The sequence below is a fragment of the Megasphaera geminata F0357 genome, assembly GCF_000239275.1.
Taxonomy (GTDB): domain Bacteria; phylum Bacillota; class Negativicutes; order Veillonellales; family Megasphaeraceae; genus Megasphaera; species Megasphaera geminata.
On sequence record NZ_JH417588.1, the window covers coordinates 1 to 22,246 of the forward strand.

Genomic DNA, 22,246 nt, shown 5'->3' on the forward strand with positions numbered 1-22,246 from the left:
GACCGGCCCGGCTCTTTGTCCGGATTGAAAATCCGCCCTTCCTTTAAAGTCGACGCCCCGTATTAATCGTGATATAGTATATATGTTAAAACACAGTTATATATAGGGAGGCACAAAGTCATGAAGGAATATAAACCTTATAAATCCGGCAAAGTACGTGAAGTGTACGATATCGGCGACAGCATCATCATGGTTGCGACCGATCGTATTTCCGCATTTGACCACATACTGAAAAACCGCATTACCCATAAAGGCGCGATCCTCACACAAATGTCCGCATTCTGGTTCAACTTCACCAAAGATATTCTGCCTAATCATATGCTTTCGACAGATGTCCGGGACATGCCCGAATTTTTCCGGCAGGAACGGTTCAGCGGCAACAGCATGAAATGCCGTAAATTGAACATGATCCCCTTAGAATGCATTGTCCGCGGTTACATTACCGGCAGCGGCTGGGAAAGCTACAGAGAAAACGGTACGATATGCGGGATTTCCCTGCCGGCAGGATTAAAAGAAGCGGAAAAATTGCCCGAGCCGCTTTTTACGCCGAGTACCAAAGCCGAGTTGGGTGATCATGACGAAAATGTCTCCTTTGCACAAAGCGTCGGCGCAGTGGAAAAAGCATTTCCCGGAAAAGGGCGTGAATATGCGGAAAAAGTGCGCGATTACACGCTTGCGCTGTATCGGAAGTGTGCGGACTACGCACTTTCCAGAGGCATTATCATTGCCGATACGAAGTTTGAATTCGGTATTGACGAAAAGGGCGATGTCATCTTAGGCGACGAAATGCTGACCCCCGACAGTTCCCGTTTCTGGCCGCTTGAAGGATATGCGCCCGGCCGGCCTCAGCCGTCCTATGACAAACAGTTTGTCCGCGATTGGTTATCGGCTCACAAAGACAGCGGCTATCTCCTTCCCGATGCTGTCATCGAAAAAACGATCGCCAAATACAAGGAAGCGTATGAACTTCTTACGGGCAGCCCGTTTAACCGGTAACCAAAGTCCCGGTTTAATACGGCGTTCCCTGTATTTTATTACTCGAATTCTGAAAAGGAGTGTGCATCATGACAGCAGAAAAAGGTATTCTCAATCACCTCTTTCACCTCCATGAAAACGGTACTACCGTAAAGACCGAATTTCTTGCCGGTATTACGACCTTCATGACGATGGCCTATATTCTGGCCGTCAATCCTATTATTCTGAGCGCTACGGGAATGGACAAGGGCGCAATCTTAACGGCGACGGCGTTGGCTTCCTGCCTGGGCACCGTTCTCATGGCCTTGTTTGCGAACTATCCCTTCGCCTTAGCCCCGGGCATGGGTTTAAACGCTTTCTTTGCTTATACGGTAGTCCTCCAGATGGGATATTCCTGGGAAACGGCCTTATCCGCCGTTTTCGTGGAAGGTATAATTTTTATCGTACTTTCCCTCACAAATATCCGCGAAGCCCTGTTTAATGCTATCCCGATGACGCTGAAAAAAGCCGTGTCCGCCGGTATCGGTCTTTTTATCGCCCTCATCGGCCTTTTTAACGCCCAGGTCGTCGTCGCCAACGCGGCGACAAAAATCTCACTGTTTTCCTTTAAAGAGTCACTCCGTTCCGGCAATTTCCATACAGTAGGCATCACGGTGGTCCTTTCTCTTTTAGGCGTGCTGTTTACGGCGATTCTCATGCAGCGTAAAGTTCGCGGCAATATTCTCTGGGGCATTCTCTTCACGTGGATTTTGGGCGTTATTTGCGAGTTAACCGGACTTTACGTCCCCGATCCGGCTCAGCATATGTTCAGTGTAATTCCGAATTTTTCCGCCGGCGCCGCCGCTTTTACACCGTCCAGCATGGCTCCCATATTCGGTAAAATTGACTTTACGAATATGCTGACCCTTGATTTTTTCGTCGTCATGTTTGCCTTCCTGTTCGTAGACATATTTGATACGCTGGGGACCTTGATCGGCGTTTCGTCCAAAGCCGATATGCTTGACGCGGACGGAAAGCTGCCGCGCATTAAAGGGGCCCTTATGGCCGATGCGGTAGCCACGACGGCCGGAGCCGTTATGGGAACAAGCACGGTAACGACCTTTGTCGAAAGCGCCACCGGCGTGAGTGAAGGCGGTAAGACGGGGCTTACGGCCGTCTTCGTCGCTCTCTTCTTTCTCCTTTCCCTCTTCCTCTCGCCCGTGTTCCTGGCGATACCGGCTTTTGCCACGGCGCCTGCGTTAATTATCGTGGGATTTCTCATGCTCGGCGCCATTACGGGCATCGAATTCAATGATTTAACCGAATCGATCCCCGCCTATCTGACAATTATTGCCATGCCCTTCTGCTACAGCGTGTCGGAAGGCATTTCCTTCGGCGTTATCTCCTATGTACTCATCAATCTGCTGACGGGGAAACGGGAAAAGATCAGTATTCTCATGTATGTCCTGGCCGTTCTCTTCATTTGCAAATACATCTTTATCTAAAACGGGTACATCCCTACACCGCACTGTATGTTCGGACAGTGCGGTTCTTTTTCTGTAACACCTCTGCAAACAGTTTCATTTCATACGGCTTATACGACCGCTCTACCCCGCTCATATCCTTTTTTTCAAGAACCGTTAAGAGGTCTTTTAAAATCGTTGCCTTACGGGGCGGCAGGGACGAAGGCCGGCCGTCCGCCGCGTTTAAACAGGCACGCGCTTTTTCATAGTTCCCTGCTTTCAGGGCCCGGCGCAGGTTTGTCAGCTCTATATACGACGGTTCCATATAATCCCCGTATTCCTTTAAAAAAGCGCCTAATTTTTCTTCAGTGCCGCACATAAGATAAAAATCGCATAACGAATGATACATATGCGAGAATCCGCTGACAGGCAGGCCCTCACTGCGCCGTTTTCTGTCAAGTACGGCCGCGTACGTGAAGTATTTTTCACAGGACCGTACCGGCTCGGATCGATTCGGCAAGATATTATATTTTACGGCAAAGAGAAAGAGCCGCCCCATCATATAATAAATATCCCACGGCGCTTCATAACGGTAATCACAGTCATAATACCTGCAACCGTCCTCCATGACCGTGGGAATATTTTCATATCTGCGGACGCTGTCAACAGCTCTGCAAAGCGTATAAAAGACGGTTTTCTTTACTTCCTTCGCCCGTTCCGAAAGGTAATATCCGCCCGTCAGAAGCACATATTCCTTCTGTAACGGGGTTTCATACCCGTATAACTCCAGCCCGCAGCGGCAAAGACCGTACGCGGCCCGGATATACGGCCGTTCAACCGTTTTTTTATTATTATTTCTGTTATATGCCTCCATGACTTCGCCATATATACGGTACGCTTTTTCTTTTCGTTCCAGCCGTTCCCGAACGCCTGCGGCGGCGGAAAAGACGGAAGAGCTTTTATATAGCAAATGTGCATATTCATAAAGTTCATATTCATCGGGATGATCGTTATAAAGGCGTTCGTAACAGTCAAGCGCCCTATGAAGGAGCTCTTCTTTTGTTTTCGTCCCGATTCCGGGGCTGCCGCCGTAGGCCTGCCTGTAGAGTCCGGCGAGGACGGAATACACATAACGGGACGGGGCAGTATCAGCCAGGCGCAGAAACAGCGTTTCCGCCAAAAGCCAGTATTTTTCTTTATCGTCGCCCGTTCTGAAAGCGCATAGATAGGCTTTGCCCAGACGACGGGCGGCGGTATTTTCCAGTTCTTCCGGAACGGTATCGACAGCTTCCAGCCCCGACATGACGCCGTACCAGTCAAAGGTTTCTTTATTGCTCATCTTCATTCCTCCTTTTTCTTTCACTGCTCAGTATGGCAGATAATTCTGAAAAAAGAGGAAGAAAAAAGATTAAATTCTCATTAAAAAACAAACCGCTCCGTACTCCGGATTTTCTCATTCCGGTTTACGGAGCGGTTCACTGCGGGACACATTTTTTGTCAGCCCTGTAGGCGTTAATTTCTTCGAGAAGAGCCGGTACCAGCTCTTTCTCCGGCACAGTACGCAATACCTTCCCGTGCGAGAATATGATCCCCTTACCGACGCCCCCGGCAATACCGAAATCCGCTTCCCGCGCCTCACCGGGGCCGTTGACCGCACAGCCCATGACAGCAATTTTCAAAGGTTCTTCAATTCTCTCCAGGGCCTGCTCCACTTCTCGGGCCAGATGAATCAATCCGACCCGCGTTCGGCCGCAGGTGGGGCATGATACTAACGTGGGGCCGAAATGCCGCAGGCCCAGAGAGGAAAGGATAAGGCGGCCCGTTTTAATTTCCTCCGCAGGATCATCCGTAAGCGAGACCCTGATAGTATCGCCGATTCCCCGATAAAGCAACGTACCTATACCGATAGATGATTTGACGGTGCCTTCCCGCAGCAGGCCCGCTTCCGTAACGCCCAGATGCAAAGGATACTCCACCTTATCGGCAAGGAGCGAATACGCTTCTATCATCAGAGGCACATCCGACGCTTTCAGGGACACAACGAGATCCCTGCAGTCAAGCCGTTCGCATATACGGATATGCCGCAACGCGCCTTCAACCATTCCCTCCGCCGTCGGATGCCCCTCATATGCCGCCAGTATATCTGCCGGCAGAGAGCCGCTGTTGATGCCGATACGGATAGGGATATTCTTCTTTTTTACCGCGGCGACGACGGCCGCCACCTTATCATCCGAGCCGATATTGCCGGGATTGATGCGTAATGCGTCAACCCCGCTCGCAACGGCCTGCAAAGCGAGCATATGGTCGAAATGGATATCCGCCACCAGCGGTACGGGCGATCCTTTCACCACCGCGGCAAGTCCTTTTGCCGCTTTCATATCGGGGACGGCAAAGCGAATCAGTTCGGCGCCGCAAAGGGCCAACCGCTGTGCATCGATCAGGGCCGACTCGCTGTCTGCGGGACTTATCGTCGACATCGTCTGGACCGAAACGGGAGCATCTCCTCCGATTATGAGATTGCGCACCTTAACGGCACGGGATTTTCTACGTAACATATGACCTCTTTAAAATCTGCTTATATCCTGGAGCATTGCAAAAATAAACATACCGGCTAAAATAATGACCCCTGTCATTTGAATATAATATAAAGCCTTTTGCGGCATGCGCCGCCGTGTCAGTCCTTCCAGCATGATGAGGATGATATAACCGCCGTCCAGCATCGGTATGGGAAGGAGATTCAGTATCCCCAAGTTAAGACTGAGAAAGGCCGTAAACGTAAGAAGATTGACAAAGCCGACAGACGCGGCCTGGCCGGCCAATTGAGCCACGCCTATAGGTCCCGCCAGCTCCGCCTTTTCCGTTCCCGTCACCATGCGATATAAACCGCCCAGCATCATTGAACCGAGAGCCGCCGTGCGTTCCGCCGCGCAGCCGGCGGCGGCGGCAAAGCCCTTCTGCTCCGACGTAACGACGGGAACAACGCCTAAAAGCGGACGCTTAGTCTGGCTGTCCGTTTTCGGAATAAGAGAAACCGAATTGCCGCGGCCGTCGCGTTCAAATTCAACGGTGACGACTTCCCGGCTGTGCCTGGTAACGGTATCGGGTATATCCTGCCAGGTGGTCACGGCACTGCCGCTTATGGACGTAATGCGATCACCCGCTTTCAACCCGGCGGCCGCAGCGGCGGAATCTTCCATGACCGTGCCGATAACCGGCTCTGTCGAAACGGTAGCGATACCGTTGACAAAAATAATGCCCCAGAGAAGGACAAAAGCCAGGATGAAATTCATGACGGCGCCGGCACTGATGACGAGAAGGCGCGCCAGGACCGGTTTATTCAGGAACGACCGCGCCGTAAGCTCTTCTTCTTCAGTCATACCCGGCAATTTTATTAAAGCCGCCGAGAGGTATAACGCGTAAGGAATACAGCGTTTCCCCGCGCTTACAGGCGCAAAGTTTCGGGCCGAACCCGATAGCAAATTCGTCAACTTGCATTCCCGTTAATTTTGCCGTCAGAAAATGCCCCAGCTCGTGTACAAAAACGATTATACTGAACACAAAGACAGTTGCCAGAATTGTAATACCCAAAACGCGCTCCTTTCCGAGAGGCCGTTATGCGGCGAGAACCAAATAGGCATATACAGCGGGCGCGGCGATGAGAAGACTGTCGAAACGGTCTAAAATACCGCCGTGACCGGGAATTAAAGCCCCCGAATCCTTAACCCCGCAGGTCCGTTTCAATACGGATTCAGTCAAATCTCCGAGAGGCGCGGTTATGGCCACGATTAAACCGATAATAACGCCGTGCAGAACAGAAAAGCGGAAAACGAGCGAAACGATCAAAGCTACGGCGACGGTGCCTACAAAACCGCCCAAAGCCCCTTCCAGCGTTTTCCCGGGGCTGATGGCGGGACATAATTTATTTTTACCGAAAGCGCGTCCCGCAAAATAGGCGAACGTATCGCTGGCCCATACACTGAAGAGGACGAGGAACATGAAAAATCGACCCGGATCAAGCATAACCGCAGCGAAATCGTCACGAAAATAGGAACCGATCAAACCGCTCCGCAGGGCGAACATAGCTATAAACCCCGCGCCTACATATACGGTGCCGTACAGCGCATATGCCGAATTTACCGGTCTTATTCTGCCGTACTTGAAAACTGTGCGTAAAAAAAGAAAGAAAGGCAGGAGTACCGCTAAAAGAGTAAGCCCTTTTACACTGTTAAAAGCCAGGGCGAACAGGACGGCAAGCAGCCAGACGGCAATTGTGCCGCACGGCATTTTTTCTCCTGCCGCACGGACGAGCTTTGTATATTCAATCCATCCGCCGAGCATCAGGAACGACAGTAAAGCGAAGAACAGCCAGCTTCCTTCATAAATGATAAAAACGGCGGCCCCGCCACCGACGATACCCGAGATGACACGTGTTACCAACATATATCAGTTCTCCTTACTTCAAGCCGCCGAAACGACGTTCCCGGCCTTGAAAAGACTTAATCGCCTCTATCAGCGTTTCCTTTGTGAAATCCGGCCAGCACAGGGGAGTAAACCAGAATTCGGCATATGCGTTCTGCCACAGCAAATAGTTGCTGATACGCGTATCAGCGCCGGACCGGATAAGCAGATCCACATCATTTTCGGGAGCCGTATACAAATACGAGGCAACCAGCTCCTCCGTCACGTCGGCCGCACGCAACCCGCCTGCTTCCACGGCAAGAGCGATTTGCCGTGCGGCCCGGGTAATTTCCGCCCGCCCGCCGTAATTTACAGCCACATTGAGGCTTAATCCCGTATTGGCGGCAAGATTTGCCTCCGCTTCGGCAAATATCTCCTGCAGCGGACCGGAAAGGCGGCTTCTGTCACCGATAAAACGCAACCGGACATTATTTTTCCCTAATTCAAGCAGGTTCTTTTGCAGATACGTATACATGAGATCCATAATATATGTTACTTCTTCAGCCGGACGTTTCCAATTTTCAGTAGAAAAAGCATACACGGTAAGAACCTTTACACCCAGCTCTCCGGCGGCGGCAACTATTTTTTTCAGCGTATCGGCGCCCGCCTTATGCCCGGCGCTGCGCGGCAGCCCGCGGCGCTTGGCCCAACGGCCGTTACCGTCCATAATAACGGCAACGTGACGGGGAATAGTATTTATATCCGGTTTATCGTCATGACGGTCGGCCCGGGGTTCGCCGGACACGGAAAAAAACTTGCTGAGCATACTTCAGTTCTCCTTCTTTTCAAGTACAGCCCGTACAGAATCGCTCATACCCATACTCCTGTTGACGAGAAGACGGACATTTCCGTCTTTTTCTTCAGCACGCACTACATAAAGCGCCGCAGGATCACAGGAAAAAAAACGGCTTCCCGATTCCGTATACGTGATCTTGTAAGGGATATTTTCCTTCTCTAACGAAGATTTGGCATACCGCAACGGCATGCCAAAAAAATCTCGTATATTCATTATACTTCCATAACTTCTCTTTCCTTCTTATCCTTGATCTCGTCAATAGATTTAATCTTGGCGTCCGTAATCTTCTGAATTTTCATTTGGGCTTCCTTACTGTCGTCTTCCGTAATTTCCTTTTTTTTCTCCATCTTTTTAACGGCGTCGTTATTGTCACGGCGGATATTCCGGACGGCAACTTTTGCTTCTTCCGCTTCCTTACTTACTTTCTTACTCAACTCTTTACGCCGCTCTTCCGTGAGCTGCGGAATTTCCAGGCGGATAATCGTGCCGTCATTATTAGGGTTCAGGCCCAAATCGGATTTCAGGACAGCCTTCTCGATTTCACCGAGCATGGTCCGATCCCACGGCGAAATGGTGAGCAGCCGCGGTTCGGGTGCGGAAATATTGGCAACCTGATTTACAGGTGTCGGCGTACCGTAATAATCAACCGTGACACGGTCCAGCAGCGACGTACTGGCACGGCCCGTACGGATAGACGCCAGATTACGTCTGAACGTTTCAATCGTTTTATCCGTTTTAACTTCACATTCATTTAACAAGTCTTGAATTTCCATGGCAATCACTTCCTTATCGGGAGATTTCTACGTATATGATACCTTTTTTATTCCCCTTTGTCGACTATCGTACCCACTTCCTTACCGGCTGCGGCATCAATTATATTGCCCGGAATGTCAATACTGAAAACCAGGATGGGGATGTCGTTGGTCATGCATAAGGTCGTAGCCGTCGCGTCCATGACGCCCAGTTCCTTTTTGATTACGTCGAGATAGGTAAGTTTGTCAAACTTCCTGGCACCCGAATTCAGCTTGGGGTCGCTGTCGTAGACGCCGTCAACGAATTTCTTGGCCATGAGGATGGCGTCGGCTTCAATTTCCGCCGCACGCAGGGCCGCCGTCGTATCGGTCGAAAAATAGGGATTGCCCGTACCGGCGCCGAAAATAACGACGCGACCTTTTTCCATATGGCGAATCGCCCGGCGGCGGATATACGGCTCGGCAACCTGCTGCATGGTAATGGCGGTTTGCACACGTGTGGCGACGCCGTGTTTTTCGAGCGCATCCTGAAGAGCCAGGGAATTCATGACCGTGGCCAGCATGCCCATATAATCGGCAGACACGCGATCCATGCCTTCGGCACTGCCGGAAAGGCCGCGCCAAATATTGCCGCCGCCGACAACAATAGCGACTTGAATACCGCGTTTCGTCACTTCAACGATATCATCGGCTATGCTGTCAACCGTTTTCGGATCTATGCCGTACCCCTGTTCGCCGGCCAATGCTTCACCGCTCAACTTTAAGACAATGCGTTCAAATTTTCGGTCCATCCCTGTTTCCTCCCCTGTTGCAGCCTCTTCCGCTTAGAAAATAAGAGAACACGATGGGGTGTTCTCTTATTTTTGAATATCTTATTTAGCTTGTGCCATTACTTCCGCGACGAAATCGTCATTGCGCTTTGCCAGCCCTTCGCCCAATTCATATCGGACAAAACGGCGGACATCAATCTTTTCTCCGATCTTCGCAACGGCTTCCGTAATAACCTGGCTGACCGTTTTGTCCGGATCCTTGATGAATTCCTGATCCAGTAAACAGTTTTCCTTATAATATTTTTCGATACGGCCGACGATCATCTTTTCAACGATCTTTTCGGGTTTACCTTCATTCAAAGCCTGCTGACGAAGAACTTCTTTTTCATGTTCCAGAACATCAGCCGGCACTTCGTCGCGTTTCAGGTAAGACGGTTTGGCGGCGGCAATCTGCATGGCAATATCCTTGCAAAGATCTTTGAACCCGTCAGTTTGGGCAACAAAGTCCGTTTCGCAGTTAACTTCCACCAACACGCCGATACGGCCGTTACCGTGAATATAAGAGTACACAAGGCCTTCGGCGGCGATGCGATCCGCTTTCTTGGCGGCTGCAGCCAGGCCTTTTTCACGCAAAAAATCAATAGCTTTTTCTTTATCACCGTCCGTGGCAACAAGAGCTTTTTTAGCATCCATCATGCCTGCGCCTGTAATTTCGCGCAACTCTTTTACCAAAGCAGCTGTAATTTCCATATCATAACCTCCACAAAGTCGTTTGCCGTGTATTAGCCCGCATAACCGCCTTTAACCGCTTCGCGGGCATCTTCCTGCCAATCTTCAAAATGCTCCTCAGGCCGCGTCGCCGATCTGTTCGTCATTGTTGTAATCGCCGAGTTCCGTATTGTCTTCACCGTCCATGGATTCGCCCTGACGGCCTTCGAGAACGGCGTCGGCAATTTTACCCGTCAGCAGCTTGACGGCGCGGATAGCGTCATCATTTGCCGGGATGGGATATTCAATCATATCGGGATCGCAGTTCGTGTCAACGGTTGCAATAATGGGGATATGCAGCTTGCGGGCTTCCGCAACGGCGATTTCTTCTTTCTTCGGGTCAATGATAAAGAGAGCGTCGGGCACCTTTTTCATTTCTTTGATACCGCCCAGGTATTTCCGAAGTTTTTCCATTTCGTGCCTGAGGAGCGTAACTTCTTTTTTCGGCAGGACGTCAAATACGCCGTCTTCAGCTTGTTTTTCCAACGCTTTCAAACGTCTTACACGCTTTTCAATCGTCTGGAAGTTTGTAAGCATACCGCCGAGCCAACGTTCGTTGACAAAAAACATACCGCAGCGTTCAGCTTCATTTTTAATGCATTCCTGGGCCTGCTTTTTTGTGCCCACGAAGAGGATCTTGCCGCCTTCAGCCGCAAGGTCGCGAGCGAAATTATAAGCTTCATCCATCTTCTTTACGGTCTTCTGCAAATCGATAATGTAGATGCCGTTACGTTCCGTAAAGATAAAACGAGCCATCTTGGGATTCCAGCGACGGGTCTGATGCCCGAAATGAACGCCCGCTTCCAGTAATTGTTTCATAGATACTACTGCCATAATGTAATTCCTCCTGTTTTTCCTCCGCCCGCTCATCGCCTGCGGCTACCGTAAAACGGCACAGTGGCAGGCTCCGCGGTGCGTGCGTATTTAAACCTTATTGATTATATCACAGAACATATCCTGTCGCAAGACCGGACAGGGGATTCCCACAACCCGGAGCCCGCGAAAAAAAGAAGAGCCGCTACGGCTCTTCTTCTCAATCCAGTATATATACCGGTACGGTCCGGCGGCCGAAAGCCATACAGGCATCGTAATTTGTCATGCAGAGATCTATGCGGTTCCCGAGAATATCGCCGCCCGTGTCCTCCGCAACGGCGACCCCGTACCCCGGGATGAAGACTCTCGTTCCCAGCGGAATGACGCGCGGATCGACGGCAATTTCCCCGTAGCGGGCGAGCGTACCCGTGTATGTGATGCCCTCACCGTTTCCGTCGGTAGGCAAATACGCCGTCGCAACCATGGTAAGTACTTTTTTATACTTCGAAATATCGCCGGTACTGATTTCTATCGTTTCCTGCGTACCGACCTTACGGACAAGGGGTTTCATCTCGGAAATGAGTTCCGTTTTTACGTGTTCTTTGCCGACAACCTGTCCGTCCAGGCTGATAATGGTATTGGTAACTTTCTTTCTGCCGTTTTCCCCTTCCTGAACGATCCGTTCTTCCCCCTGACCGACAGTTTCATCGGGTATGCTTTCAATGACAAACTGCACGACGTCATCTTCCGTAACCGTTTTACGGGAAAGGTTGCCGATACGCACGGTCATATCACTGACAACCGGCGCATCGGGATTGCCGTAAGGTCTGTAGTTTTCACGGTCAAACCCGTATTGAGCCGCAACTTCCGCCACCGTCTTCTTACCCGACTCCACAGTGCGTACCTGCCCTTTATAGTCGAGCTTTACGGGAACGGCCCTGCGGACAGTCGCAACCGTCCCGTCCGTAAGTTCCGGTGTCGATAAATACAGTTCATCCTTTGATGACGGAGTAATGCCGAGTTCCCTCGCCAATGCGTCTTTATTTAATGAGCGCGTATATAATTCACGGCTGCCGCCGTACCGCACGACAGTAATATTTTTCCCTTTGTCCGCGAATCCCGTAAGGGACACCAAAATCAGCAGGGCCGTCAAAAGGGCATAGGTGCGTGTAACCGCTCCCTTCCATTTCCTCATACAATCCCTCCAACTTTGCCCTATTGTAGCAAAGGAGGCACGGACTGTCAATTTTCGGTCTCTACAGGCCCCTCTCTCGTTTCCGCTTCCTTTTGGAACGCGGCCTGCGCATCAATCGCCCCGTCCGTCGTTAAAGCGTCGAGCAGCGTATACGTGCCGTCGCTGTTCATGACATGGCCGTTCACATTGTCTTCATAATTAAGACGCAGGATCTCTTTTATCCGTTCTTTATGCGGGCCGTATTCAATCGGCACGAGAAGTTCGATACGTTCATTCAAATTGCGGGGCATCCAGTCGGCCGACGAGAGGAAGACGTCTTCCTCCCCGTTATTATAAAAGTAAAAGAGACGGCTGTGTTCAAGAAATCTGCCGACAATACTGTGAACGGTGATATTTTCGCTGACCCCCGCAAGACCGGGACGGAGAACGCAGATGCCGCGGATGATAAGACGGATGACAACGCCGGCCTGCGACGCCTCATAGAGACGGTTAATGACCTTTTTATCAACGAGGGAATTCATTTTGGCCACAATAAGGCCCTTCTTTCCTTCTCCAACCCACTTGATTTCCCTGTCGATCGCTTCATAAAGCCGTTCACGCAAATCAAAGGGAGCGACGCCCAGTTTATGCCACTGCGGCGCGTCGGAGTAACCGGAAAGGACATTGAAGAAAGCGGACGCGTCCATACCCATGAGAGGATCGCACGTGAAAATTGACAGTCCGTGTAAATGCGGGCCGTCTTCCCGTTATAGTTGCCCGTCGCCAGGTGAAGATAACGGCGGATGCCGTCCTTTTCCCGCCGGACCACCAGGGTGATTTTGGAATGCGTCTTCAGCCCGACTATGCCGTAAATAACGTGACAGCCCGCTTCTTCCAGACGGCGGGCCATATTAATGTTGTTTTCTTCATCAAAACGGGCCTTGACTTCCATAAGGACCGTCACCTGTTTACCGTTTCTCGCGGCATCGGCGAGGGCGGCGATAATAGCCGATTTGGCACTGACCCTGTAAAGAGTCTGCTTAATGGCCAGAACCTGCGGATCTTTTGCGGCCATACAGATAAACGCGTCAACGGCCGCAAAAGTTTCATAAGGGTGATGCATCATTATATTCTGCGTACGAATACTGTCCCATATACTTTGCCCGCTAAAGGGCAACAAGTCTTTAACCGGCTGCGGTACGGCGGCAGGATAGTGCAGCTCCTCGAAACCGGCAAGTCCCGTAAGCGCGAAAAAAGCTTTTAAGTCCAACGGGCCGGGAATGGAATACACATCGCCTTCATGCAACCGTAATACGGACTTTAAAAAATGCTTAATCGTGCGGCTGGCGTGCGAAGAAACTTCCAAGCGCACGGCAGCGCCTTTACGGCGTTTCTTCAACGATTTTTTTATTTCCGTCAAAAGGTCTTCCGCTTCATTGTTGATTTCCAAATCGGCATCTCTCGTTATGCGGAAGGCTACCGTCTCAAGGATTTCACAGCCTCTGAAAAAGATACCGGCATAGGCGCTCAGCACATCTTCCAGAAGGACGAATTTATGCGTCCGTCCTTCCGGCGGAAGGGCGATGATCCGTTTCGATACGCCCGTAGGCACGGGAAATACGGCCGCCTTTACACCGGTACCGTCGTTCTTACGCCGCAAGAGAACTGCCAGATTAAGTGACAGGCTTGTTAAAAACGGCACGGGATGGCTCGCATCAACGGCCAAAGGGGTGACCACAGGATACACTTCCCGTTCCACGTAATCGTCGAGCCATGTCCGTTCGCCGTCATTCAGCTCATCTACGGACGCAAGGACAATGCCTTTTTCTTTTAATCCGTCCTTGATCTTTTCGAAAAACTCATATTGTTCGCTTACCTGTCTGTGAACCATCTCTTCAATGGCATCGAATTGTTCCGTCGGCGACATGCCGGCCATATCAATATGTTTTATACCGCTTTCAATAAGATGTTTTACGCCGGCCATGCGAATCATGAAAAATTCATCCAGGTTGGAAGCGCTGATGGCCAGGAAATTCAGCTTTTCAAGAAGCGGGTTCTTGTCATCATCCGCTTCATGTAAAACGCGTTCGTTAAAATTTACCCACGTACATTCCCGATTGAGGAAATTCGTTCCTTTTGTCAGCATCATAGGGGCTCACTTTCCTTTCCGCCGCAATATAAAACGGCTCCCGGCAATACATATGCTTATATACAGTATAATACAGTATGAGCCTTTTTTCATGTGTCTTATGCCTGTTCACGGAGCGGATCGCGGGAACACGGTCACTGCAGAAGGTCATAAACTGAGTCTTTATCTTTTTGCCATTTATTTGTACAATAAAAGTGCTTCTACTACATTTCGGAAACGAGGTACTGATGGAACAATTAGCCATTATCGACATGGGCTCCAACTCAATCCGTTTCGTTGTAGCCCAAATCAAAGACAACGGCGCGTTCTCCTTTGTCTATCAGGATAAAGAGACGATTCGGCGCCGACAGGGGCTTAACGTGACGGGCGCACTCACGGAAGAAGGCATGGAAAAGGCATTGAAGAGCCTGCGCGTATACAAGCATTTAATGGATATAAAGGGGATCCGTAAATGCCTTGCCGTAGCGACGGCGGCCGTACGCAATGCTTCCAACGGGATGCGGTTTCTGGAACGCATTAAAGCGGAAACGGGGATCGACATGGAAATCATCCCCGGTGAACGTGAAGCTTACCTCGGCTATTTAGGGGCCATTAATACGATAGACATAAAGGACTGCCTTATTTTTGACCTTGGCGGCGCCAGTGTGGAAATGACGCTCGTAAAAAACAGGGAAATCATCCACTCCGTCTCCGTCCCTGTCGGCGCCGTCACGATTACGGAAAAATTCGACATGTCCCGCAGCGTAAGCGGGGAAACGGTAACGGCATGTCTCAAATATCTGCGCAAAACCTTAGGGGAAGTCAAATGGCTGTGCGACGCTGACCTGCCGCTCGTCGGAATCGGCGGCACGGCGCGTAATTTTGCAAAAATGGATCAGCGGGCACATAATTATGAATTGCCGACTATTCACAATTATATTCTCAGCGAACCGCATTTTGAAGAAATATTTACCCTGGTATCCTCCCGCAGCAGCGGCAATCGCAAAAAAATTCCCGGCCTTTCAAGTGAACGGGCCGATGTTATCGTTGCCGGCGGGGCCGTTATCAAAACGATTTTCGAGCTTTCGGGCAGCAGTGAACTCATTGTCAGCGGGTGCGGGCTCAGGGAAGGCCTGCTTTATGAATATTATGCCAGCTACTATCACATGAAGAGCCCCCGCTTTGACAGGATTCTCGAATTCAGCGTTAACAATTACCTGAATAACCTGGATAATTTCAATCGACCTCATGCAGAACAGGTTGCCAAAGTCGCGGCTATGCTCTTTGACGGCTTGCACCCGCTTCACGGCTTGGGCGACAGAGTGCGTGTACTGCTCATTACGGCCGCACTTCTCCACGATGTGGGGAAACGCGTCAATTTTTACAACCATGCACGGCATTCCGCCTTTATTATCGGCCATGCTCCCCTCTACGGCATGACCCAGCCGGAGCAAATGACGGCCGCCTTTATTGCCGGCTTCCATCACGGCATCAGCCGCAAAATTCAGCGTGCCTACAGGTATGCGAATATACCGACGGAAGAAGACTGGGCGATTATACGGAAAATGTCCGTTCTCCTCGCCTTGGCCGAAGCCTCGGACCATTCATACGAAAATATAGTGGAAAATATTGATGTCAAAATAGACGACAATGCCGTCGTTATCCTCTTAAAAGCCAAAAACGGCGTTCCTTATGAAAGCGCCGACTACGCAATGCAGCAGTACACGAAATCGTTCAAAAAAGAATTCGGCCTGCCTCTCGTACTGATCTGGCAGACGTAAATAACGGGGAATCACTGCGTTCTTATATCCCCTCTCTCCTTTTTCGCCCGCACGAACTCCGCCGCCAGCGATCCGGCGCCTGTCCCGTCCAGGGGGATCAGGGACGTAAAGGAGGTCGTCATATACAGAAGCAGAAGGGGGATCAGGCTCATATTGCACCACATATCAAGAAAACGCGTCCCCTTATGTTTTTCCCTCAGGAAAATATATTGATAGGTAAGAACATACAGGAAAAGATAACTGCCGACTGTAAAAATAATGAAGAAGAACGCGCCTGCCGCATCTTCCGCGACGTCCGAAAAGAAAAGAGCGTATTCAAATCCCAAAAATCCGGCAATGACGATAATGACGGACAAAAGGACGGGCATGACCGCGGCATACACGGCGTACCGCCACTCCCGCGCCACCTGCTTGATATATACTCTGTTTTTTACCGTTGACACCCCTATAAGGAAAAGCCAAAAAACAGCGATATAGATACGTCCGTCTCCCAATTCCGGAGCGAGCGAGACGGCATAAATTATCCATGAGACAAACGCGCCGATAAATGTTTTCAGAAAGAGCCGGAAAACCCGCCCCGTCATGAGTATATATACAAATATGCCTAATTCGAAAATGGAAACGGCCGCGCTCAGAACGGTACAGACGAGGCCGGCTCCCGCCGCGACAAGCGTGACGGTTCCCTCATTCTGCACGGTGCCGTAAGCGTCGACAACGGTTTCACTGAATGTCAGTAATACGGAAATGTACAGTAAAAAGATATAGGCGCCGTACTTTTTCGTTTCCGTCGGTAAGTACCGTTCTATCAAAGACCGTACAGGAAATCCTGACGGGGCCGTGTCATTTTTACTGATTATCGCGCCGCAGCGGGAACAAAAGGAATCACTGTCCCGGACAGGCTGGCCGCAATGCCGGCAGTACATGGGCAGGCCTCCTTTCCACAGTTTACCTATATAATACGTTAGTCCCCGCAAATATACAAGAGACGGGAATACGTATCATATTCCCGTCTCCCGTTACAGGCGGTCATTCTCCCGACAGCATCAGCGAATGGACACATCTTCACCGGCCAGGATTTTCTTCATGGTTCTGGCCGGACACATTTTACCGCACATCGTACACGTCCCCTCACATTCAGGCGTGCTCGATTCGTAATACTCGCGCGCTTTTACCGGGTCAACAGCCAGGGAAATCATCGTTTCGAAGTCCACGTCGACACGGGCTTTGCTCATGGCATCGTCCCAGGCCTGAGCCCCGGGTATACCCTTGGCGAGATCGGCTGCATGAGCCGCAATGCGCGCCGCAATAATCCCTTCCCTGACATCGTTGACATCGGGAAGGCGCAAATGTTCCGCCGGTGTTACATAACACAGGAAATCGGCGCCGCATGAACCTGCGACGGCACCGCCGATGGCACTTGTAATATGATCATAACCGGGGGCTATATCCGTAACGAGAGGGCCCAGCACATAGAAAGGCGCATTATGACAGAGGCGCTTCTCCAATTTCATATTAGCCGCAATTTCAGTTAAGACCATATGGCCCGGTCCTTCAATCATAACCTGGACATTCCGTTCCCACGCACGCCTGGTCAATTCGCCGAGCGTAATAAGCTCTTCTATCTGCGCGGCGTCCGTCGCGTCGTGAGTACACCCGGGCCGGCAGGCGTCGCCGAGACTCAAGGTTACGTCATAGGTCTCACAAATATCAAGAAGGCGTTCGTAATGTTCATAAAAAGGATTTTCCCGATCGTTCATTTCCATCCAGGCAAAGAGAAGCGAACCGCCGCGGGAAACGATGTTTGTCAAACGGGGATTGGCTTTAATCCGCTCCGCCGTCTTCCTGTTCATGCCGCAGTGAATCGTCATAAAATCAACGCCGTCCGCGGCGTGCTGCTCAACGACGCTGAAAAATTCTTCGACAGAAATATCCTTTAAATCTTTTTCCACCATCCCCACCGCATCATACATGGGCACGGTCCCGATCATAGCTGTCGACATGCCGACAAGACGCCGCCTGAATTCGCGGGTCTTGCCGAAATTACTGAGGTCCATGATGGCTTCCGCTTTCATGGAAATAGCGTTCTGCACCTTTTGCAGCTCTTCTTCGTAATTGTTCTGATCCTTCGAAACGCCCAAATTCACATTGATCTTCGTGCGGCATTTCATGCCTACGGCTTCCGGCGAGAGCGCGGTGTGAACCTTGTTGGCGGGAATAACGACTTTGCCTTCCGCCATCAGGGCCGTCAATTCTTTCACCTCCATTTGTTCTTTTGCCGCAACGATTTTCATTTGTTCGGTAACAATCCCCTTGCGTGCTGCATCCATTTGTGTTGTATACGCTGTCATCTTTACATCCTCCTCATGCTAAAAGCGGCTTACCCGTGCAGGTAAGCCGCTCTTTCACAAAGAAGTCCTGTTAAGCTTCCCTACGGTAGGATTATCTACATCAGGTAAAAGGGTCAAAGTGTCTTTTCTCAGCCGTTTACGGCTCCCCTAGCTTTTATTATTATTTTGTTCAGTATATCACATTATTCGTTTCAGAGCAATACTACGCCCGCTTATGAGCCGCCAGCCAGTTAACCGCGATCTGCGCGAATACGGCCGCCCCTCCGGTAAGCACGCCTTCATCGGAGGTAAAGTGATTGCTGTGATTGGAGTAAACCGTCCCCTCGGCTTCGTTATAATTGCCGATAAAGAAATACGCGCCCGGCTTTTTTTCCTGGAAATAAGAAAAATCTTCGCTGCCCATATTCTTTTCACATTCAAAGTACGCTCCGTCACCGAGCACCTGTGCGACCGCTTTGCCGATAAAAGCGGTTGCATCGTCGTCATTGATGGTCGCCGGAACGATGCGCTCATACTGAAGCGTCGCCGAACCGCCGTAGGCGGCCGCGGTATTCTCCGCAATAGAGCGGATAGAGTCCTTTACTTTCTTACTGATTTCCGAATTGAAATGACGTACGGTGCCTTCAATATGGGCTTCCCCGCCGACAATATTCCAGCGGTCGCCGGCATTGACGGTGCCGACTGTAACGACAACCGAATCAAGCGGGCTGATTTGGCGGGCGACGATGGCCTGAATATTCATTACCGTCGCCGCCGCGATGCAGACGGCGTCCACCCCCAGCTGAGGCTGGGAACCGTGTGACTGCTTTCCGCTGATATCAATGGTAAATTTTTCCGTAGCCGCCATGATCTCACCCTTACGCGAGCCGACGGTTCCGGACGGGAAGGTGCACCACAGGTGAGCGCCGAAGATAGCCCCCGTCTTTTCGAACCAGTCGCCGAATTCCATCATGTACGGGGCACCCGTACCGACTTCTTCACCGGGCTGAAAAACCAGATATATCGTGCCGCTCAGCACATCCTTTACAGACTATATCATCTTGGCGGCGCCAAGCAGCATGGCCATATGATTATCATGGCCGCAGGCATGCATGACGCCTTTATTTTCGGAAGCAAACTCCAGACCCGTATCTTCAAGCACGGGCAAGGCGTCGATATCGGCACGGAGCGCCACCGCGGGACCGAGCTTACCGCCGCTGATGACACCGACAAGGCCCGTATTCCGGGCCGGATTAATCGTGAAGGGAATACCCATTTCCGCCAGTTTTTCACCGATAAGGGCCGTTGTTTTCTGTTCGGCAAAACTGAGTTCCGGCATTCTGTGAAGTTCCCGGCGCACAGAGATGATATAGTCTGTATAATCGTTCATTATATCTTTGAAATTCATACCGTTTCCCTCCTAAAATTTACGGTTGCAGGAGCGGGATAAAGAGCGATGCGATAATAACGGAAGTGATCGTGACCGTTACAAACCCGCCGACGATCATCTGCGGCAGCATGGCATTCATTAAAAACTTCTTTTCTTCCGCCGTTTCCGCCAGCGCCGTCGTACATTCATCGGTTAACACGTAGTTCGGCGGGAAGCCGTAGAGGGCCGTCAAGCTGGCTGCAATAGCCATGTACGAGCTGATTTTCAAGAATTTGGATACTACATAGGAAAAAAGGACCATGCCGATGACGCCGACGATAATGATCAGCACCATAGGTCCGAGAATCCCTGCCAGCAGTGTCGGCGAAGCGCTGTTTAAACCGTTAAAGATAAAAATCATGACAATAAACATAATAAAATTAAAACAACCGTTCTGCACGAGAATGTTCGAACGCAGGAAGCCCAGCTCCGTGGCGATAATACCGAAAACAACGGCGAGTACGGCCGGATTAACGGCATAGGCGCCCATGAACGACTTGGTCCAGTTGCCGACGACAATGCAAAGCGTGGCAATAAGGCAAATGGTAGCCAGTGAATACGTAACGGAATAATATTTATCCGGAATCCGGGGGAACGGCTTTTTCTTAAGTGTCCCGCCCGTTTCCGCCATTTTGCCGTTAGCTTCATCCACGGTACCGCTGTCCGCAGTGTCCGTCATCTCCCCGTTCCGATAGGCCTTAAGAAGGCGATTGCCTTCTTTTTTCAGCATAACGGCGGTTAACGGGTATCCCGCAAATCCCTGGCAGACATACATGCAGATAGCCAGAACCGCTACCTTTTCAAGCCCCAGTTCCTGCGCGGCGGCCTGCATCATAGTGGCGGCAACGATACCGCCCGTCAAAGGCGGCAGGCCGGCAATGATATAATTGAAATCAATGACATCCGTAAAACCGAGAACCAAACAAAAAATAATCATACCGGCAAGCCCGGCCAGACAACCGATGATAATTTTCCATTGTTTGCCCAATTCTTTCAGGCTGATGGCCGTCCCCATATGCACGATGACCATCATAATGGCGATAATGCCGCCCAGAGGGGCGCCCAGCCCGCCTATTTTGACGACGTCTTTCGGTAAAAATGTCCAATAGCCGACGAGGAACAAGACGGCGATAACAAAAACCGACGGCACCCACGCTTTTGTGTAAGTCCCCACGAATTCACCGACAGCGTACAGCGCGCACAGGATGAAGAGGGCGAACACGGGGGTTGCCGTTAGAAAAGCTTGAAATTCCTGCATAAATAATTCTCTCCTTTACAAAAGTGTTGTTATATAAAAACGGCAGCCCCGTTTTTCGCAGAGACTGCCGTTATAACCCGACCTTATTTATGCGTCAGGTATTCCACCCGTTTAACAATCTTTCCGCCTCTTATATATACTCGCGGCACACGGCGGCTGATATTGCATGTCAGCTCGTAAACGATGGTGTGCATTTTTTCGGCAAGTTCGCTCAACGGGATAACCGCGCCGTCCTGCTCACCGAAGAGAACGACTTCGTCCCCGACTTTCGCATCGGGAATATGCGTGACATCGACCATACACTGATCCATGCAGATATTGCCTACCTGAGGCGCCCTCTTGCCGTGGATCAATACATCCGTATTGCGCGAAAGGATACGCGCATAGCCGTCAGCATAACCGACGGGCAATGTTGCTATTTTCGTCGGCTTTTCCGCCTTAAAGTGGCGGCCGTATCCGACCGTATCGCCCTCATATATGGTTTTAATATGACTGATACAGCAATGGAAACTCATAACCGGTTTGATTTTATCCGGATCGACAAGCACTTCATCGGATACATCATAGCCGTACTGAATAATGCCGGGGCGAATCATATCCCGATGAAAATCGGGCAATTCAAGTGTTCCCGCGCTGTTACAGCAATGGCAAACATTAAAGGTGACACCGGCCTTTTTCAGGGCATCAACAAAATCGGCAAAGCGTTTGTACTGTTCATTGGCCCATGTCTTATCCTTAATATCTGCTTCACTGAAGTGAGTGAAAATGCCTTCCATAACGACATTCGGCAGCGCCGCGATTTCCTTCACCTCGCCTACCGCGCCGGGCGACGGTACATAGCCGATGCGTCCCATCCCCGTATCGACGGCAATATGGAATTTCACCTTTTTGCCCAGTTCAACGGCTTTATCGGAAAAAGCTTTCGCATCCCTATACGTAAAAACGGCGGCATCAATATCGTTGGAAATCAACTCTTCCGCCCGTTCACCGGCCGTGTGCCCCAGGATGAGAACAGGCACATCTATTCCGGCACGCCGCAGTTCTACGCCTTCATCCATGCTGGAAACAGCCAACCGATCGGCACCGTTTTCCAAAAAAACCTCAGCCATCGTCACCGCGCCGTGACCATAGGCATCGGCTTTGACGACAGCCGTAATGAGCCGATCCGGGCCGGTAATCTTACGAATTTCCTGCATGTTGCGCGCCGCTCTGTCCAGATCGATTTCTACCCAGACAGGCCGTCGCGTATATTGTTCCGTCACTTCCGCCGTCGTGAGCTGAGTCATTTCCATCATCCTCTCTTTACTTTTACGACCGGGTATCCCATGCGCCGTATTAAAGAAATAAAAATATCTCCATTCACGTTAAATTATAA

General features: G+C 50.7%; 19 protein-coding genes, 2 pseudogenes and 1 riboswitch. Of the genes and pseudogenes, 3 read left to right on the forward strand and 18 right to left on the reverse strand.

What is annotated here, in order from left to right:
• Positions 1-120: 120 nt before the first annotated feature.
• The gene (locus HMPREF0080_RS04755) at positions 121-996 is read left to right on the forward strand and encodes a phosphoribosylaminoimidazolesuccinocarboxamide synthase (RefSeq protein ID WP_006790138.1); all 876 of its coding nucleotides are present in this window, start codon (positions 121-123) and stop codon (positions 994-996) included.
• A 68-nt stretch (positions 997-1,064) separates the two neighbouring features.
• A complete protein-coding gene (locus HMPREF0080_RS04760; RefSeq protein ID WP_006790139.1) occupies positions 1,065-2,459 on the forward strand; it encodes an NCS2 family permease in 1,395 nt (464 codons plus the stop codon).
• 13 nt (positions 2,460-2,472) lie between these two features.
• Here the strand turns inward: HMPREF0080_RS04760 and HMPREF0080_RS04765 are convergent, their stop codons facing one another.
• The 13 genes and pseudogenes from HMPREF0080_RS04765 to ppk1 form a co-directional block, all read right to left on the reverse strand.
• Positions 2,473-3,756 (reverse strand): hypothetical protein, encoded by a 1,284-nt coding sequence (locus HMPREF0080_RS04765; RefSeq protein ID WP_040347281.1) that lies wholly within the window; start codon positions 3,754-3,756, stop codon positions 2,473-2,475.
• Between the two features lie 136 nt (positions 3,757-3,892).
• Positions 3,893-4,972 (reverse strand): flavodoxin-dependent (E)-4-hydroxy-3-methylbut-2-enyl-diphosphate synthase, encoded by a 1,080-nt coding sequence (gene ispG / locus HMPREF0080_RS04770; RefSeq protein ID WP_006790141.1) that lies wholly within the window; start codon positions 4,970-4,972, stop codon positions 3,893-3,895.
• 9 nt (positions 4,973-4,981) lie between these two features.
• Positions 4,982-5,794, reverse strand: coding sequence for an RIP metalloprotease RseP (gene rseP / locus HMPREF0080_RS04775; RefSeq protein WP_006790142.1), 813 nt, complete (start codon positions 5,792-5,794; stop codon positions 4,982-4,984).
• Positions 5,787-6,005, reverse strand: coding sequence for a site-2 protease family protein (locus HMPREF0080_RS11520; RefSeq protein WP_006790143.1), 219 nt, complete (start codon positions 6,003-6,005; stop codon positions 5,787-5,789). The genes rseP and HMPREF0080_RS11520 overlap by 8 nt, the downstream gene beginning before the upstream one ends.
• Before the next feature lie 24 nt (positions 6,006-6,029).
• On the reverse strand, positions 6,030-6,857 hold the full coding sequence (locus HMPREF0080_RS04780; RefSeq protein ID WP_006790144.1) for a phosphatidate cytidylyltransferase: 828 nt from the start codon (positions 6,855-6,857) through the stop codon (positions 6,030-6,032).
• Between the two features lie 13 nt (positions 6,858-6,870).
• Positions 6,871-7,641, reverse strand: a complete 771-nt coding sequence (locus tag HMPREF0080_RS04785) for an undecaprenyl pyrophosphate synthase (RefSeq protein ID WP_006790145.1) — start codon at positions 7,639-7,641, stop codon at positions 6,871-6,873.
• A 3-nt stretch (positions 7,642-7,644) separates the two neighbouring features.
• Entirely contained in the window at positions 7,645-7,860 is a 216-nt protein-coding gene (locus HMPREF0080_RS04790; protein WP_245527226.1) for a hypothetical protein, read from the reverse strand.
• A 23-nt stretch (positions 7,861-7,883) separates the two neighbouring features.
• A complete protein-coding gene (gene frr, locus HMPREF0080_RS04795) occupies positions 7,884-8,444 on the reverse strand; it encodes a ribosome recycling factor (RefSeq protein WP_006790147.1) in 561 nt (186 codons plus the stop codon).
• A gap of 47 nt (positions 8,445-8,491) precedes the next feature.
• The gene (gene pyrH, locus HMPREF0080_RS04800; protein ID WP_006790148.1) at positions 8,492-9,214 is read right to left on the reverse strand and encodes a UMP kinase; all 723 of its coding nucleotides are present in this window, start codon (positions 9,212-9,214) and stop codon (positions 8,492-8,494) included.
• 81 nt (positions 9,215-9,295) lie between these two features.
• Positions 9,296-9,943, reverse strand: coding sequence for a translation elongation factor Ts (gene tsf / locus HMPREF0080_RS04805; protein ID WP_006790149.1), 648 nt, complete (start codon positions 9,941-9,943; stop codon positions 9,296-9,298).
• A 96-nt stretch (positions 9,944-10,039) separates the two neighbouring features.
• A complete protein-coding gene (rpsB, locus tag HMPREF0080_RS04810) occupies positions 10,040-10,795 on the reverse strand; it encodes a 30S ribosomal protein S2 (RefSeq protein WP_040347284.1) in 756 nt (251 codons plus the stop codon).
• Between the two features lie 199 nt (positions 10,796-10,994).
• A complete protein-coding gene (locus HMPREF0080_RS04815; RefSeq protein WP_006790151.1) occupies positions 10,995-11,969 on the reverse strand; it encodes a 3D domain-containing protein in 975 nt (324 codons plus the stop codon).
• A 47-nt stretch (positions 11,970-12,016) separates the two neighbouring features.
• Positions 12,017-14,094: pseudogene (ppk1, locus tag HMPREF0080_RS04820) on the reverse strand (polyphosphate kinase 1).
• Positions 14,095-14,324: 230 nt separating this feature from the next.
• Here ppk1 and HMPREF0080_RS04825 point away from each other — a divergent pair.
• The gene (locus HMPREF0080_RS04825) at positions 14,325-15,857 is read left to right on the forward strand and encodes a Ppx/GppA phosphatase family protein (protein ID WP_006790154.1); all 1,533 of its coding nucleotides are present in this window, start codon (positions 14,325-14,327) and stop codon (positions 15,855-15,857) included.
• Between the two features lie 11 nt (positions 15,858-15,868).
• On the opposite strand, the gene HMPREF0080_RS04830 is transcribed toward HMPREF0080_RS04825, so the two are convergent.
• From HMPREF0080_RS04830 to alr, 5 genes and pseudogenes are all read right to left on the reverse strand, one after another.
• Positions 15,869-16,780 carry a zinc ribbon domain-containing protein gene (locus tag HMPREF0080_RS04830; protein ID WP_040347288.1) on the reverse strand — a complete coding sequence of 304 codons (912 nt, stop codon included), beginning with the start codon at positions 16,778-16,780 and terminating at the stop codon, positions 15,869-15,871.
• 120 nt (positions 16,781-16,900) lie between these two features.
• Entirely contained in the window at positions 16,901-18,205 is a 1,305-nt protein-coding gene (gene thiC, locus HMPREF0080_RS04835) for a phosphomethylpyrimidine synthase ThiC (protein ID WP_006790156.1), read from the reverse strand.
• A 60-nt stretch (positions 18,206-18,265) separates the two neighbouring features.
• Positions 18,266-18,364: riboswitch (TPP riboswitch) on the reverse strand.
• A gap of 43 nt (positions 18,365-18,407) precedes the next feature.
• Positions 18,408-19,592: pseudogene (locus tag HMPREF0080_RS04840) on the reverse strand (M20 metallopeptidase family protein).
• A 19-nt stretch (positions 19,593-19,611) separates the two neighbouring features.
• A complete protein-coding gene (locus HMPREF0080_RS04845; RefSeq protein ID WP_006790159.1) occupies positions 19,612-20,871 on the reverse strand; it encodes a hypothetical protein in 1,260 nt (419 codons plus the stop codon).
• Positions 20,872-20,954: 83 nt separating this feature from the next.
• Positions 20,955-22,157 (reverse strand): alanine racemase, encoded by a 1,203-nt coding sequence (gene alr / locus HMPREF0080_RS04850; protein WP_040347304.1) that lies wholly within the window; start codon positions 22,155-22,157, stop codon positions 20,955-20,957.
• Between the last annotated feature and the right edge of the window lie 89 nt (positions 22,158-22,246).